The following is a 15170-nucleotide window of genomic DNA, read 5'->3' on the forward strand; positions in this document are numbered from 1 at the left end:
GTTTAGCCCCCAAAAGGTGAAACGCCCAAAAGCGCGTGAATGACAGTGATGACCACAAAGCTCACCACTGTAATGATAACAAGTAGTTTGTCTTTTTTCGCGTCACCCGCCTCTGGGCGCACCCATTCTTCGCTGCGATTGATCAAAATGACCGAGGCCACAGCCCAAACCAACATGCCACCGAACAAGATGATCGAAGCAAGATCGCCATTCACCATCAGGTGCGCAATCGCCCAGATTTTCACGGCAACAAGCTGGGGGTGACGCATCTTGCCACGCAAACGGCCGGTTGTCGCGCTCATACCAAAGACAAATAAAGCAATCAGCATCAGAAGGTTGTTGATATGTGTGAAAAAGGCAGGCGGCGACCAAACCGGAATGAATTCTGCCCAACGATACCCGAAGATCATCAAAAGCAGCGCAATGATAAGCGCGATAGCGATCGGACCTTTGCCCTTATCGCCCAGTTTGGCGCGATGGGCTGGCATCAAGCGTTTGTAAAAGTGGGCCAAGCTCCACAAGATAAGGCCGAGAATCAAAAGGGTCATGGCGGGTTATTCCTTTGCTAGCGCGTCTATCGCTTTCGCTTTTGCCAGTATTTCACGTCCGCTGGCAACGTGTAGGTTTTCCACAATGCGCCCGTCGACGACTGCAACACCTTGTCCAGCCGCTTCGATCTCTTCAAAGGCAGTGATCTGACGCTCAGCCAGATCAATTTCTGCCGCACTTGGCGCGAACGCTTCGTTGGTGACCGCCACCTGCGCAGGATGGATCAAAGTCTTGCCATCAAAACCCATATCGCGCCCTTGATCACATTCGACTTTTAGCCCTTCGTCATCTTTGAAGGCATTATAAACGCCATCAATAATGACGAGCCCTTCGGCCTTGGCCGCAAGTAGGCACAGCTGGAGCGATGTCAGCATCGGCATGCGGTCCGCGCGTGTGCGACATTGCAACTCTTTGGCAAGGTCATTGGTGCCCATCACCATGCCCGCAAGCTTTGGATGTGCTGCGATTGCACCAGCGTTTAACATGCCACGCGGGGTTTCCATCATCGCCCAGATCGCCAGATCACCCGTAATTGCGGCCAACGCGTCGAGATCATCAGGGCTTGCCACCTTCGGCAATAGAACTGCATCCGCGCCCATGTCTTTCACGGCTTTTGCATCATCCATACCCCATTCAGTGTCGAACCCGTTGATGCGTACAATCTTGAAGCGTGCGCCATAGCCGCCTTGATCCAGTGCCTCTTTCAACGTCGCGCGTGCTGCCACTTTTTCATCAACAGTCACGGCATCTTCTAAATCAAAGATGATCGCATCGACTTGTAATCCACGGGCTTTATCAAGAGCACGCGGTTTGGACGCGGGAATATAAAGTACAGAGCGAAACGGGCGTTGACGCAGATCCATGAGAGAGTCCTGACTGAAGTTTTGTAATAATGTTGCGCGCAAGTGCGCATTTATTTGCATTTCATTCAAGGTGAAAATGCCGCGATGCAGCAAAAATAGTTAAAATACGAGTGAGCCGCTCGGATCGCACGCACGCTTAACCTTATCTATACACCTGTACCTGCATCCTTGGTTAGGTCGAGCACTTGAACGCTTCACCCGATGATGAGCGTTCATAAGGTCGGCCAGACATATTAATTGGCGCGCCTCCTCTCACACTCAGGACGCAAATTCAGCGCCACTTTCGAAAAGGATGACGCTATGAATAAGCAATTGATTATTGGCGCGCTCGGATTTGGAATTCTTGCGCTTGCAGCAACGACAGGCTTTACACAAAGCCAACGTAACTGCGCACCGCGCGATATCGTGGTAGAGCGATTGGCCAGTAAATATGGAGAAGCACGCCAGTCTATCGGCATCGGTGCAAACAATTCGGTGGTAGAGACATTTTCGTCCCAAGAAACCGGCTCTTGGACAATCACAGTGACGATGACCAATGGCACGACTTGCTTGGTGGCCTCTGGCCAAAACTTCGAAGCAACCGCCGAAGCTTTGCCAGCCGCAGGCAATGACGCTTAATTTAATGCGTCGAAAATCAACTTGGTGCCTGTGATCGCTAAAAGCACATATGTTATGGCATAAAACAGCTTTTCAGGCACCAAATGATGCGCCTTTACACCTAGCCACGCGCCTAACAAAGCGAACGGTGCCAGGATAAGGTCGACCATTAATAGATCTAAAGTGAAGATGCCCAGAAACGCGTAAGCCGCCGCTTTCAGGCTATTCACAATCCAGAAAACCAGCACTGTATTGCTTTGGTACTGTGTTTTCGTCAGCTTCAACGACAGCATGTAGATCGCCGCAGGTGGCCCGCCTGCATGGCTGACGAAACTGGTAAACCCAGCCGTCGTTCCGGCAAGAAGCCCCGCGCTATTTCCGAGCGGACGCTCTGAAATTTTGATCAAACCGCGTGCTTTTGCAATTTGCCAGACCACAAATAACAAAGACATCGCACCAATCAAAAAGCGGATCACATCATCATTCGCCACGCGGTAGACCAGCGCGCCGATAATGACCCCCGGAACACCACCAAGGATCAATAGCTTTGCGGATGGCCAATGCCACTTGCGCCAGTAAGGTCCCAAAGTAGCCACATCAATCAACATCAACAGCGGCAACATCAGACCCAACGCCTGCCCCGGCGGTAAGATCAGCGCGAGAATCGAAGCTGAGGCAAACGCAGCCCCCGAGCCAAACCCCCCTTTGGAAATGCCCGCAAAGAGAACCGCAGGGGCCGCAATGGCAAAAAAGCTTAGATCCCAGATCACATCGAGGCCTTTCAATTTTATAGACTTACTATGACTTTAGCCGTCAGCCGTCGCAGTTGCCAGTTATCACAATCTTAACGCTGCATCGCAGCACACTTGCGCAAACGCGCATAAACCACTAGCCATGCGCCAAATTTAATAGGACCGGAGAGAGATCCATGGCCAGACCTAAGATAGCACTTATTGGAGCAGGACAGATTGGTGGCACACTTGCTCACCTTGCAGCATTGAAAGAGTTGGGCGACATCGTCCTCTTCGATATTTCCGAAGGCACGCCTGAGGGCAAAGCGCTCGACATCGCAGAATCGGGCCCATCCGAGGGTTTTGACGCCGCTATGTCCGGCACGCAGTCTTATGAAGATATCGCAGGCGCAGATGTGTGCATCGTGACAGCGGGCGTTCCGCGCAAGCCCGGCATGAGCCGCGATGACCTGCTTGGTATCAACCTCAAGGTTATGAAATCCGTTGGCGAGGGCATTCGCGATCACGCTCCAGACGCGTTTGTGATCTGCATCACCAACCCGCTCGATGCGATGGTTTGGGCCCTGCGTGAATTCTCTGGCCTGCCGCATGAAAAAGTCTGTGGCATGGCGGGTGTTCTCGACTCCGCACGCTTCCGTCACTTCCTCTCGACTGAGTTCAACGTTTCCATGCGTGACGTCACAGCCTTCGTTCTGGGCGGTCACGGCGATACGATGGTTCCTTTGGCGCGTTATTCAACGGTTGGCGGCATCCCACTCCCTGATCTGGTTGAAATGGGTTGGACGACGCAAGACAAGCTTGATGCAATCGTTCAGCGCACACGCGATGGCGGTGCCGAGATTGTTGGTCTGTTGAAAACAGGCTCTGCCTTCTATGCCCCTGCCACATCTGCGATTGAGATGGCTGAAGCCTTCCTCAAAGATCAAAAGCGCGTCTTGCCATGTGCAGCTTATGTTGACGGTGCTTATGGGCTTGACGGTTTCTACGTTGGCGTTCCGACTGTAATCGGCGCGGGTGGTGTTGAGAAAGTGGTCAACATCAACATGAACAAAGACGAGCAAGCGATGTTCGACAAGTCGGTTGATGCGGTCAAAGGCCTTGTTGCTGCTTGTAAAGAGATCGATCCTTCGCTCGCGTAAGATCAACAAAAAAGCAATCAATAAGCCCCGGAGTTCTTCTCTGGGGCTTTTTTGTATGCATTGAGTCGTTTTCAGAGGTTTCGCTGCGAAACCTCTTGCTTGCTCATTTTTGTGATCACAGAAAATTTGCGTGTGATCACAAATGTGCGATTTATCCTGTCTGCGTCATTTTATCGTTTAATCTAGCCTTAATACACACACTATAGAGGCAAGTAATAGAAGCAAGACGGGACCGTTTCTCATGAACATCCATGAATACCAAGCCAAAGCGCTGCTTGCCAGCTACGGCGCGCCAATTTCTGATGGCCGCGCTGTGTTAAAGGCAGAAGATGCAAAAACAGCCGCTGGCGAGATGGACGGCCCGCTTTGGGTTGTTAAGGCACAGATCCACGCAGGTGGACGCGGCAAAGGCACCTTTAAGGAAGCCGACGCAGGCGAGAAAGGTGGCGTTCGCCTTGCTTTCTCCGCAACAGAAGCCGCCGAAGAAGCCAAGAAAATGTTGGGGCGCACATTGGTGACGCACCAAACTGGACCTGCGGGCAAGCAAGTGAACCGCATCTATATCGAAGATGGTTCCGATATCGAGACAGAGCTTTACCTTGCTCTACTCGTTGACCGCCAAACATCGCGCATTTCGTTCGTCTGCTCCACAGAGGGCGGCATGGACATCGAAGAAGTGGCAGCCTCGACACCCGAGAAAATCATCAGCTTCTCCGTTGATCCTGCGACGGGTTACCAAGCGTTCCACGGCCGCCGCATCGCATTTGAGCTCGGCCTAAAGGGTGCGCAGGTTAAGCAGTGTGTCAAACTGATGGGCCAGCTTTACCAAGCCTTCGTCGAAAAAGACATGGAACAGCTAGAGATCAACCCGTTGATCGTTCTTGAAGGTTCTGGCGATCTTAAAGTTCTCGACGCCAAAGTCGGTTTCGACGGCAACGCCCTTTATCGCCACGCCGATATCATGGCTCTGCGCGATGAGACGGAAGAAGACAGCAAAGAGCTTGAGGCGTCCAAATACGATCTCAACTATATCGCGCTCGATGGCGAAATTGGCTGCATGGTCAACGGCGCGGGTCTTGCGATGGCGACCATGGACATCATCAAACTCTACGGCGCTGAGCCTGCCAATTTCCTAGACGTAGGCGGCGGCGCGACCAAAGAAAAGGTGACGGAAGCGTTCAAAATCATAACCTCTGATCCACAGGTCAAAGGCATTCTCGTGAACATCTTTGGCGGTATCATGCGCTGCGATGTGATCGCGGAAGGCGTTGTCGCTGCGGTGAAAGAAGTCGGCTTGAAAGTTCCACTCGTTGTGCGCCTAGAAGGCACGAATGTGGAAGAAGGCAAAGCCATCATCAACAACTCAGACGTCGACGTGATCGCGGCGGATAACCTAAAAGACGGTGCTCAAAAAATCGTCAAAGCTGTTAAGGGATAAAAATTATGACATGTATTATTGTATCAATCGCACTCATCGGTTCTTTGACGGCTTGTGGCATGTCACGCGACACAACCAACCTGCCGGTACGCAATGGTCCGCAAACGCAAAACCCGAACCTTCCGTTTGATCCGAACCAGCCAAGCGGTGAGATGATCAATTCAGCGCGCACAACGTTTGGTGTGAACAACAGCGGCTTTATTCGCTAATCGCTCATCAGATGTAAATAGGCCCGCGCAGAGTGGGTTGAAAGGGAAACATTTTGCCTCACAAAAGCATCATCACGCTTGCAAGCATCTGCTTTGCAAGTATCGCGGCGGCTGGCACTAGCGTGCCGTCCAAAGCGATGCGTGGTTTTGCAGAGCATTGTTTCTCTCCCTATTTGACGGCTGAAAAGGCGACAACGCGTTTGGGAATGACAGGCGTGCGATTGGAATTTTACGACCTTGATCCGTTCTCCAGCGCGGCACCTTCGCCCGTAACAGGGCGTGCCGCAAAGGTTGGTACAGATCGGCGCTGCGAAGTGGCCTTTGACGGGGATCATGCTGCGCAAGCTGCAAAAACCGCTGTTGATGCACTCACGAGTCAAGGGATCGTTACACCAGCAGCGCTTCCAAGTTCCTTCCAATCGACAACAGGCACAGAAATTCTCGCCGCGCGTCAGCTAAATCCCAAACGCATCGCAGTTGTTCACGTCGGGACCCGAAAAGGTCCGGGCGGCATCGAAACATTCATGACAGTGGAGCGGCTTTTGCCCTCCGAACTCAAAGATTAAGGAGCCAGAAAATGGCAGTCCTCGTAGACGAAAACACAAAAGTCATCTGTCAGGGCCTCACCGGCTCGCAAGGTACGTTCCACTCCGAGCAAGCGATTGAGTACGGCACAAAGATGGTCGGCGGCGTGACACCGGGCAAAGGCGGCTCAACGCATTTGAACTTGCCTGTGTTCAACTCCGTACATGAAGCCAAGCACGTCACCGAAGCGAACGCTTCTGTGATTTACGTCCCTCCGCCCTTCGCAGCCGATTCCATTCTGGAAGCGATTGATGCCGAGATGGAGCTTATCGTGTGCATCACAGAGGGCATTCCAGTCCTCGACATGATGCGTGTGCAACGCGCGCTTGAGGGTAGCAAAAGCCGTCTCATCGGGCCGAACTGCCCCGGTGTGATCACGCCTGACGCATGCAAAATCGGCATTATGCCCGGCCACATCCACAAGCGCGGTTCTTGTGGCGTTGTCTCCCGCTCTGGCACGCTGACCTATGAAGCGGTGAAGCAAACGACAGACCTAGGCCTTGGCCAGTCCTCAGCGGTTGGCATCGGTGGTGATCCAATCAAAGGCACGGAGCATATCGACGTCCTCGAGATGTTCTTGGCTGATCCTGAAACCACGAGCATTATCATGATTGGTGAAATCGGCGGTTCTGCGGAAGAAGAGGCCGCGCAGTTCCTCGCGGATGAGAAGAAAAAGGGCCGTTGGAAACCAACAGCTGGCTTTATTGCTGGCCGCACAGCCCCTCCCGGCCGTCGCATGGGCCACGCTGGCGCGATTGTTGCTGGCGGCAAAGGTGGTGCCGAGGACAAAATCGAAGCCATGCGCTCCGCTGGTATCATCGTTGCAGACAGCCCTGCGACTTTGGGCGAAGCTGTGATCGAAGCGATCGGGTAAGATCAGATGTCAGGGTTCAGCAAATACGGATTTATCGGGTTGAGTGCGTTCTTCTTCGCGCAAGCCGAAACCGTTGCTGCGGACTCAACACGTGAGTCCATCCGTGCGGCCATAAAAATCTGCACGGATATTCCAAAAGAGATCGACGTGGCCCGCGCCAACCTGTTGAAGAACGGTTGGGAGAGGACGAAGGAAGGGGCGTTGATTGCTTTGTTCAATGGCATGATCGCTTCCAAATTCAGAGCACATGATCTTGATTACACGATCAGAAACGCATTCTTTATGTCTGCATCTATTCTGGGAAATTCTAGTTTAGGCGCGAACCAAATCAGCATGGAATTCGGCAGCTACCATCTCGCTTTGTTAGGTATACGCGAGGGGTCACCTTATTGCGTATTGTCTGGTCCAAGCGAGCTAAGCACTCTAAATTTTTCAGCTGAAAGTAACCTCACATGGGCGTATAACGTTAACACTGAATTTTCTAGGCGTACCGCATTTGCGCTGAGCAACACACATTTGATCTCAGGAAACCACTTCACAGAAGAAGGTTTCCAAAAGCTACGCGCGTCTTCAGATTTATCTGCTGATCATATCGCTGCTATCGATGAGTATCTAGCCTTCACCACACTTCACATCTCACCTCTGGAGGTCCAACAATGACCGACCAATCCTCTAACGACCAGTTCCACGCATCCAGCTTTATGCAAGGCCACAACGCCGAGTATCTTGAGCAGCTTTATGCGCAATACGCCAATGACCCGAACGCGGTCGATGCGGCGTGGCAGGACTTTTTCTCCCAGCTTGGCGACGCTGATCTGGATGTGAAGGCTGAGGCCGCTGGCCCCTCTTGGGCACGTGCCGATTGGCCGCCTATGCCCAACGATGATCTGACGGCGGCGCTTGACGGGCAATGGCCTGCACAGCCAGAAACCAAAGCCGCAGGCGACAAGATCAAAGCGAAGGCCGCAACTGCCGGTGTTGAGGTCAGTGACGAGGCGATCAAACGCGCTGTGCTCGACTCCATCCGCGCGTTGATGATCATTCGTGCCTACCGTATCCGGGGCCACTTGGCCGCCGATCTCGACCCGCTTGGGATGCGCGAAGCGTCCAAGCACCCTGAGTTGGACCCAAAATCCTACGGCTTCACAGAAGCTGACATGGACCGCCCAATCTTTATCGACAACGTTTTAGGGCTCCAGATCGCCTCCATGCGTCAAATCGTGGACATTGTGAAGCGCACCTATTGCGGTACTTTTGCGCTGCAATACATGCATATTTCCGACCCTGAAGAAGCGGCTTGGCTCAAAGAACGCATCGAGGGGCTTGGCAAAGAAATCGAGTTTTCACGTGAAGGGCGCAAAGCGATCCTGAACAAGATGGTTGAGGCCGAAGGTTTCGAAAAATTCCTGCATGTGAAATACATGGGCACCAAACGTTTCGGCCTTGATGGCGGCGAAAGCTTGATCCCTGCGATGGAGCAGATCATCAAACGAGGTGGTGCTTTGGGTGTGCGCGACATCGTCATTGGCATGCCCCACCGTGGCCGTCTGTCGGTCCTTGCGAATGTGATGAGCAAACCCTACCGCGCGATTTTCAACGAATTCCAAGGCGGTAGCTTCAAGCCGGAAGATGTTGATGGGTCCGGTGACGTGAAATATCACCTTGGTGCCAGTTCGGACCGCGCGTTTGACGGCAACAACGTTCACTTGTCTTTGACCGCAAACCCATCTCACTTAGAGGCGGTTAACCCTGTCGTCATTGGCAAAGTCCGCGCGAAACAAGATCAGCTAAACGACACGGATCGCACCAAAGTTATGCCGATCCTTTTGCATGGCGATGCAGCCTTCGCGGGCCAAGGCGTGGTCGCAGAGTGTTTCGCGCTGTCTGGTCTGCGTGGTCACAAAACTGGTGGCACCATGCATATCGTTGTGAACAACCAGATCGGTTTCACGACTGCACCACACTTCAGCCGTTCGTCTCCTTATCCGACGGACAACGCGCTGGTTGTTGAATCGCCAATTTTTCATGTGAATGGCGATGATCCAGAGGCGGTTGTACACGCTGCAAAAGTTGCGACAGAGTTTCGTCAGAAGTTTCACAAAGACGTCGTCATCGACCTCATTTGTTACCGCCGCTTTGGTCATAACGAGGGGGATGAACCGATGTTCACAAACCCCGTCATGTACAAGAAGATTAAAACGCATAAAACCACGCTTAGCCTGTATACAGAGCGGTTGGTCAAGGACGGTCTGATCCCTGAGGGTGAGATCGAAGACATGAAAACGGCGTTCCAAGCGCATCTGAATGATGAGTTTGAAGCAGGCAAAGACTACAAACCCAACAAGGCCGATTGGCTCGATGGCAAGTGGTCCCATCTTGATAGCCGTAAGGAAGAATACCAGCGCGGCGAAACTGCAATTGCGCCTGAAACACTCGCGGATGTGGGCAAAGCGCTGACGCGCGCGCCTGATGGCTTCCCGTTGCACAAAACGGTTGGTCGTTTGCTCGATGCGAAGACTAAAATGTTTGAAAGCGGTGAAGGTTTTGACTGGGCGACGGGCGAAGCCTTGGCGTTTGGCTCGTTGTTGACAGAAGGCATGGGCGTCCGCCTCTCTGGCCAAGACAGTGCGCGCGGCACTTTTTCGCAACGCCATTCCGCATTGATCAACCAAAATACGGAAGAGCGGTATTACCCGCTCAACAATATTCGCGAAGGTCAGGCAAATTACGAGGTCATCGACTCGATGCTCTCTGAATATGCGGTTCTTGGGTTCGAGTATGGCTACTCCATGGCAGAACCCAACGCGCTGACCCTATGGGAAGCGCAGTTTGGTGATTTCGCCAATGGTGCGCAGATCATGTTTGATCAATTCATCAGTTCCGGTGAAAGCAAATGGTTGCGCATGTCAGGTCTGGTTGTTCTCTTGCCGCACGGCTTTGAAGGACAAGGTCCAGAGCACTCTTCCGCAAGATTGGAGCGCTTTTTGCAGATGTGCGGTCAGGACAACTGGATCGTCGCAAACTGCACGACACCTGCGAACTACTTCCACATTTTGCGTCGTCAGCTCCACCGCACTTTCCGCAAGCCGCTTATTTTGATGACGCCGAAATCCTTGCTGCGCCACAAAATGGCTGTCAGCAAAGCGGAAGAATTCACCACAGGGTCCAGCTTTCACCGCGTCCTTTGGGACGACGCACAATATGGAAATTCGGACACGAAACTGGTGGCTGACGACAAAATCAAACGCGTCGTGATGTGCTCTGGCAAGGTCTACTACGATTTGCTTGAAGAACGTGACGCACGCGGCATCGATGACATTTACATCATGCGATTTGAGCAGTTCTACCCTTTCCCTGCGAACTCCGCGGTGAAAGAGTTGGGCCGCTTCACAAATGCGGACATGGTTTGGTGTCAGGAAGAACCCAAGAACCAAGGCGGTTGGACCTTTATGGAGCCGAACCTTGAGTGGGTGCTAACGCGCATCGACGCAAAACATCAGCGCCCTGTGTTTGCGGGTCGTTCGGCAAGCGCCTCACCTGCGACAGGTCTGGCCAGCATACACAAAGCACAACAAGCAGCGCTGATTGACGACGCGCTGACACTGGAAGGGAAATAACCCATGAGCACTGAAATTCGCGTTCCAACATTGGGCGAGTCGGTCACAGAGGCGACTGTCGCCACATGGTTCAAAAAGCCCGGCGACGCCGTGGCCGTTGATGAAATGCTCTGCGAGCTTGAGACGGACAAAGTAACCGTCGAAGTTCCTGCCACTGCCGCTGGTGTTATGGGCGAAATCGTTGCAGCTGAGGGTGAAACTGTCGGAGTCGATGCTTTGCTCGCGACGATTGTCGAAGGATCAGGAGCAGCAAGCGCGCCTGCGAAAGCAACGAAAGCACCTGCCAAGGCAGAGGGATCGGGCGATGCAAGCGTGGACGTCATGGTCCCAACTTTGGGTGAGTCCGTGACGGAAGCAACAGTCAGCACCTGGTTCAAAAAGGTCGGCGACACTGTCGCACAAGACGAAATGCTTTGTGAGCTTGAGACAGACAAGGTTTCGGTCGAAGTCCCCGCGCCCGCCGCTGGAATTCTATCTGAAATCGTCGCGGCTGAGGGCACAACTGTCGGCGCTTCTGCAAAACTCGCGGTGATCGGTGGCGCCACAACCAGCGCAAGCGATACGCCAGTAACGGCCGCCTCTGCGACCAGCGTTGGTGGCAAAGACGTGGAAGATGCACCATCTGCGAAAAAAGCGATGGCCGAGGCAGGCGTGTCGCGTGATGCGGTGACGGGCTCAGGCCGTGATGGTCGCATCATGAAAGACGACGTTGCCAAAGCACTCGCAGCAACACCTGCACCAAGCGCGGCACCTGCAAGCGTGCCACGCGCACCTGTCACAGCGGACGACGCATCCCGTGAAGAGCGTGTGAAGATGACGCGCCTGCGTCAGACCATCGCGCGTCGCTTGAAGGAAAGCCAGAACACAGCCGCGATGCTCACCACCTACAATGAGGTTGACATGACCGAGGTGATGGCGCTTCGCAAAGAGTACAAAGAGCTGTTCGAAAAGAAGCATGGCACAAAACTAGGCTTCATGTCTTTCTTTACCAAAGCTTGCTGTCATGCGCTGCGCGAAGTTCCTGAAGTGAACGCAGAAATTGATGGTACAGACGTCGTTTACAAGAACTTCGTCCATATGGGCATCGCCGCTGGCACACCTTCTGGACTTGTTGTGCCTGTCATTCGAGATGCGGATTCGATGTCCTTCGCGGATATCGAAAAAGCGATCGCGGAAAAGGGCAAACGCGCTCGCGACGGCAAGCTCTCGATGGCCGAAATGCAGGGCGGCACCTTCACCATTTCCAACGGTGGTGTCTACGGCTCGCTCATGTCCTCGCCCATCTTGAACCCCCCACAGTCGGGCATCCTCGGCATGCACAAAATTCAGGACCGCCCAATGGCGATCAATGGACAAGTGGTGATCCGCCCGATGATGTATCTCGCCCTGTCGTATGATCACCGCATCGTGGATGGCAAAGGCGCTGTGACCTTCCTTGTGCGCGTCAAAGAAGCGTTGGAAGACCCACGTCGCCTGTTGATGGATCTGTGATCCAACGCGATGGCCTATCTTCAGCCCAAAACGCTGACCTGCCCCAAGTGCAGCTTTAGCGCCAAGGTGAATTGGGTCATCGGAGTGGGACCAAATAGCAAACTTGGTCAGACGCCCTATCGGCGTCTGCACCACATCGCGCCTTTTACACGTGATCCTGAGGATCGAAACATTTTGATCTGCCCTGAATGCAAAGCAATTGTCACATGAGCGCCGTTGAGAAAACGGCCATTGTCGCATGTATGCGCAACGAAGGGCTCTTTATTGTCGAATGGGTCGCCTATCACCGTGTCATCGGGTTCGACCAAATTGTGATCTGCTCAAATGATTGCACCGATGGTTCTGACGTGCTGTTGGATGCCCTCGAATCCGCAGGTGCCCTCACTCATTTACGTCACACCGTACCGCCACAAAGCACTCCACAGGACAGCGGAATACGCAAAGCTTTCGCACATCTCGCTCACACCAACATTGAGTGGATCGCGCACATAGACGCTGACGAGTTCATCAATATCGCGATTGGCGCAGGCTCTGTTTCGGATTTACTTAAAAGCGCGGGACAAGGGGACGTGATCGCGCTTCCTTGGTGGGCATTTGGCGATAGCAATCATACTGCTTGGCCTGGTGATATTCTGGACCAGTTCACTCTGGCCGAAAGCCAACCCACTGAAAAACGTGTAAAATTCAAATCCATGTTTCGCTTTCGTAAGTTCACCCACGCAAATGATCACATGCCAATCGGGCCTAAAGTGCCCTCTCCTGATGTGCGCTCTGCCCTTGGCGCGCGCCTCAGCGACGAAGGTCTCTATGATAAAAAGCGTGCGAAGTACCGCCCATTGGAACGCGCGCTGCAGCCGAACACTGCATGCATAAATCACTATGCCGTCCCTTCACGCGACGTGTTCTTGATGAAGAATGATCGCGGTGATGGGCAGGGTAAAACTACCGATAAATACCATCTCGGCTCTCGCTGGCATGAAATCGCCAACCAAAACGAGCGCCAAAACACGACAATTCATCGCCACCTCATAGCGGTGCAAGCAGAAATCAAACGCCTGCGCGCTATTCCTCAAATCGCAACCGCCGAACGCGCCTGCCAAGACTGGTTTACAGCACGCCGCGAGGCTATCCTAACCCCCGATCAAATCCGACATTGGTCAAAACCACATGCAAGGACTGCGCAAACATGACACCCGAACTCATGGCCCTCACGCTCGCCGCGCTCCTGCAAGTTTTGCAGTTTTGCGCCTATTCCCTCGCCTCCATCATGCAAGTGGGCGTTAACAAGGCCGCTGGCCCGCGCGACAAAGCGATCGTGCTCACGGGCACTGCTGGCCGCCTACAACGCGCAATGAACAACCACTTCGAGGGTCTCATTCTCTTCACCATTGCCGTTGTTGTGATCACCTACACAGATCAATCTGATAGCAAAACGATGCTCTTCGCCTTTACCTATCTCGGTGCGCGAATTTTATATGTGCCTGCCTATGTGTTCGGCCTCGCGCCATGGCGTTCGCTCATATGGTTCATCGGACTGGCCGCAACTGTTGCCATGTTACTGTCCGCTCTGTTTTGACCCTTCATCTTTCTAAATAAACTTTGGGGGAGGCTCGGCTTGCCGAGACGGGGGCAAAGCCCCCACCCCAACAAATCAAAAAGGATACATCATGTCTGACTATGACGTTATCATCATCGGGTCTGGTCCCGGCGGCTATGTCTGCGCAATCCGTTGCGCACAACTCGGCTTAAAAACAGCCTGTGTTGAAGGGCGCGACACGCTCGGCGGCACCTGCTTGAACGTAGGTTGTATCCCCTCCAAGGCGCTCTTGCACGCCTCGCACCAACTTCATGAAGCTGAACATAACTTCGCTAAAATGGGGCTCAAAGGCAAAACGCCATCTGTCGATTGGACACAAATGCTCGCCTACAAAGACGAGGTGATCGAGGGCAATACAAAAGGCATCGAGTTTCTGTTCAAAAAGAACAAAATCGACTGGCTCAAAGGCTGGGGAAGCATTCCCGAAGCGGGCAAAGTCAAAGTGGGTGATGAGACTCATAGTGCGAAGAACATCATCATCGCTTCTGGTTCCGAACCCTCGTCCTTGCCCGGTATCGAGATTGACGAAAAGATGGTCGTTACCTCGACGGGTGCGCTTGAGCTTGGCAAAATCCCCAAGAAAATGGTCGTGATCGGCGCGGGCGTCATTGGTCTTGAGCTTGGCTCTGTCTACGCACGTCTTGGCGCTGATGTGAGTGTTGTTGAATTCCTCGATACGATCACGCCGGGCATGGACGCTGAAGTGCAAAAAAGCTTCAAGCGTATCCTTGAAAAACAAGGTTTGAAGTTCGTGCTCGGGGCCGCGGTTCAAGGTGTCAGCACCGACAAAACCAAAGCAAAAGTCACCTATAAACTGCGAAAAGATGACAGCGAACATGTGATCGATGCGGACGCCGTTCTGGTCGCAACAGGACGTCGTCCCTTCACCGATGGTCTGGGACTTGAAGCGCTTGGCGTTGAAATGTCAAAGCGCGGACAGATCAAGACAGGCAGCGATTGGCAAACCAACGTCAAAGGCATTTACGCGATTGGCGATGCGATTGACGGCCCGATGCTCGCACACAAAGCCGAGGATGAAGGCATGGCCGCCGCCGAGCAAGTGGCAGGCAAGCATGGGCATGTGAACTACGGCGTTATTCCCGGTGTGATCTACACGCACCCCGAAGTCGCCAATGTGGGCAAAACAGAACAAGAGCTGAAAGAGGCCGGCACAGACTACAAAGTCGGCAAGTTCTCTTTCATGGGCAATGGTCGCGCGAAAGCAAATTTTGCGGCAGACGGGTTTGTCAAAATTCTAGCTGACAAAAAGACGGATCGTATTTTGGGCGCGCATATCATTGGCCCAAGTGCAGGTGATCTGATCCATGAAGTCTGTGTTGCGATGGAGTTCGGAGCCTCTGCCGAGGACCTCGCGATGACTTGTCACGCACACCCAACTTATTCAGAAGCCGTGCGCGAAGCAGCACTGGCCTGTGGGGATGGCGCAATACACGCGTAA

General features: G+C 53.3%; 15 protein-coding genes. 12 read left to right on the top strand and 3 right to left on the bottom strand.

Annotation, left to right across the window (positions count from 1 at the left end; all coding sequences use genetic code 11):
• Nucleotides 1-2 precede the first annotated feature (2 nt).
• Complete coding sequence (locus PFRI_RS11800) at nt 3-548, bottom strand: NnrU family protein (protein WP_072630911.1); 546 nt, start codon at nt 546-548, stop codon at nt 3-5.
• A 6-nt stretch (nt 549-554) separates the two neighbouring features.
• On the bottom strand, nt 555-1412 hold the full coding sequence (locus PFRI_RS11805) for an HpcH/HpaI aldolase/citrate lyase family protein (protein WP_072630912.1): 858 nt from the start codon (nt 1410-1412) through the stop codon (nt 555-557).
• A gap of 300 nt (nt 1413-1712) precedes the next feature.
• Here PFRI_RS11805 and PFRI_RS11810 point away from each other — a divergent pair, with 300 nt between their 5' ends.
• Nucleotides 1713-2030 (top strand): hypothetical protein, encoded by a 318-nt coding sequence (locus tag PFRI_RS11810; RefSeq protein ID WP_072630913.1) that lies wholly within the window; start codon nt 1713-1715, stop codon nt 2028-2030.
• Here PFRI_RS11810 and PFRI_RS11815 read toward each other — a convergent pair.
• The gene (locus PFRI_RS11815) at nt 2027-2779 is read right to left on the bottom strand and encodes a sulfite exporter TauE/SafE family protein (RefSeq protein ID WP_072630914.1); all 753 of its coding nucleotides are present in this window, start codon (nt 2777-2779) and stop codon (nt 2027-2029) included. The two genes, PFRI_RS11810 and PFRI_RS11815, sit on opposite strands and share 4 nt — an antisense overlap.
• Before the next feature lie 158 nt (nt 2780-2937).
• Here PFRI_RS11815 and mdh point away from each other — a divergent pair, with 158 nt between their 5' ends.
• The 11 genes from mdh (at nt 2938) to lpdA (ending at nt 15170) form a co-directional block, all read left to right on the top strand.
• Nucleotides 2938-3900 carry a malate dehydrogenase gene (gene mdh / locus PFRI_RS11820; RefSeq protein WP_072630915.1) on the top strand — a complete coding sequence of 321 codons (963 nt, stop codon included), beginning with the start codon at nt 2938-2940 and terminating at the stop codon, nt 3898-3900.
• A gap of 241 nt (nt 3901-4141) precedes the next feature.
• Entirely contained in the window at nt 4142-5338 is a 1197-nt protein-coding gene (gene sucC, locus PFRI_RS11825; protein ID WP_072630916.1) for an ADP-forming succinate--CoA ligase subunit beta, read from the top strand.
• A 5-nt stretch (nt 5339-5343) separates the two neighbouring features.
• Nucleotides 5344-5547, top strand: coding sequence for a hypothetical protein (locus PFRI_RS11830; protein WP_072630917.1), 204 nt, complete (start codon nt 5344-5346; stop codon nt 5545-5547).
• 53 nt (nt 5548-5600) lie between these two features.
• Nucleotides 5601-6113 carry a hypothetical protein gene (locus PFRI_RS11835; protein WP_084649673.1) on the top strand — a complete coding sequence of 171 codons (513 nt, stop codon included), beginning with the start codon at nt 5601-5603 and terminating at the stop codon, nt 6111-6113.
• An 11-nt stretch (nt 6114-6124) separates the two neighbouring features.
• On the top strand, nt 6125-7006 hold the full coding sequence (gene sucD, locus PFRI_RS11840) for a succinate--CoA ligase subunit alpha (RefSeq protein ID WP_072630919.1): 882 nt from the start codon (nt 6125-6127) through the stop codon (nt 7004-7006).
• A gap of 6 nt (nt 7007-7012) precedes the next feature.
• Nucleotides 7013-7666 (top strand): hypothetical protein, encoded by a 654-nt coding sequence (locus PFRI_RS11845; protein WP_072630920.1) that lies wholly within the window; start codon nt 7013-7015, stop codon nt 7664-7666.
• Complete coding sequence (locus tag PFRI_RS11850) at nt 7663-10623, top strand: 2-oxoglutarate dehydrogenase E1 component (protein ID WP_072630921.1); 2961 nt, start codon at nt 7663-7665, stop codon at nt 10621-10623. The genes PFRI_RS11845 and PFRI_RS11850 overlap by 4 nt, the downstream gene beginning before the upstream one ends.
• A gap of 3 nt (nt 10624-10626) precedes the next feature.
• The gene (odhB, locus tag PFRI_RS11855) at nt 10627-12114 is read left to right on the top strand and encodes a 2-oxoglutarate dehydrogenase complex dihydrolipoyllysine-residue succinyltransferase (protein WP_072630922.1); all 1488 of its coding nucleotides are present in this window, start codon (nt 10627-10629) and stop codon (nt 12112-12114) included.
• Nucleotides 12115-12320: 206 nt separating this feature from the next.
• Nucleotides 12321-13304 (top strand): glycosyltransferase family 2 protein, encoded by a 984-nt coding sequence (locus tag PFRI_RS11865; protein ID WP_072630924.1) that lies wholly within the window; start codon nt 12321-12323, stop codon nt 13302-13304.
• Entirely contained in the window at nt 13301-13690 is a 390-nt protein-coding gene (locus tag PFRI_RS11870; RefSeq protein ID WP_072630925.1) for an MAPEG family protein, read from the top strand. Before PFRI_RS11865 ends, PFRI_RS11870 begins: the two co-directional genes overlap by 4 nt.
• A gap of 91 nt (nt 13691-13781) precedes the next feature.
• A complete protein-coding gene (gene lpdA / locus PFRI_RS11875) occupies nt 13782-15170 on the top strand; it encodes a dihydrolipoyl dehydrogenase (protein WP_072630926.1) in 1389 nt (462 codons plus the stop codon).

The organism is Planktotalea frisia (genome assembly GCF_001890925.1).
GTDB lineage: Bacteria > Pseudomonadota > Alphaproteobacteria > Rhodobacterales > Rhodobacteraceae > Planktotalea > Planktotalea frisia.

Excerpts from the sequence above, each read along its gene's own strand:
- PFRI_RS11800 (WP_072630911.1), bottom strand. The coding sequence starts at position 548 with ATGACCCTTTTGATTCTCGGCCTTATCTTGTGGAGCTTGGCCCACTTT.
- PFRI_RS11805 (WP_072630912.1), bottom strand. The coding sequence starts at position 1,412 with ATGGATCTGCGTCAACGCCCGTTTCGCTCTGTACTTTATATTCCCGCG.
- PFRI_RS11810 (WP_072630913.1), top strand. The coding sequence starts at position 1,713 with ATGAATAAGCAATTGATTATTGGCGCGCTCGGATTTGGAATTCTTGCG.
- mdh (WP_072630915.1), top strand. The coding sequence starts at position 2,938 with ATGGCCAGACCTAAGATAGCACTTATTGGAGCAGGACAGATTGGTGGC.
- sucC (WP_072630916.1), top strand. The coding sequence starts at position 4,142 with ATGAACATCCATGAATACCAAGCCAAAGCGCTGCTTGCCAGCTACGGC.
- PFRI_RS11830 (WP_072630917.1), top strand. The coding sequence starts at position 5,344 with ATGACATGTATTATTGTATCAATCGCACTCATCGGTTCTTTGACGGCT.
- sucD (WP_072630919.1), top strand. The coding sequence starts at position 6,125 with ATGGCAGTCCTCGTAGACGAAAACACAAAAGTCATCTGTCAGGGCCTC.
- PFRI_RS11845 (WP_072630920.1), top strand. The coding sequence starts at position 7,013 with ATGTCAGGGTTCAGCAAATACGGATTTATCGGGTTGAGTGCGTTCTTC.
- PFRI_RS11850 (WP_072630921.1), top strand. The coding sequence starts at position 7,663 with ATGACCGACCAATCCTCTAACGACCAGTTCCACGCATCCAGCTTTATG.
- odhB (WP_072630922.1), top strand. The coding sequence starts at position 10,627 with ATGAGCACTGAAATTCGCGTTCCAACATTGGGCGAGTCGGTCACAGAG.
- PFRI_RS11865 (WP_072630924.1), top strand. The coding sequence starts at position 12,321 with ATGAGCGCCGTTGAGAAAACGGCCATTGTCGCATGTATGCGCAACGAA.
- PFRI_RS11870 (WP_072630925.1), top strand. The coding sequence starts at position 13,301 with ATGACACCCGAACTCATGGCCCTCACGCTCGCCGCGCTCCTGCAAGTT.
- lpdA (WP_072630926.1), top strand. The coding sequence starts at position 13,782 with ATGTCTGACTATGACGTTATCATCATCGGGTCTGGTCCCGGCGGCTAT.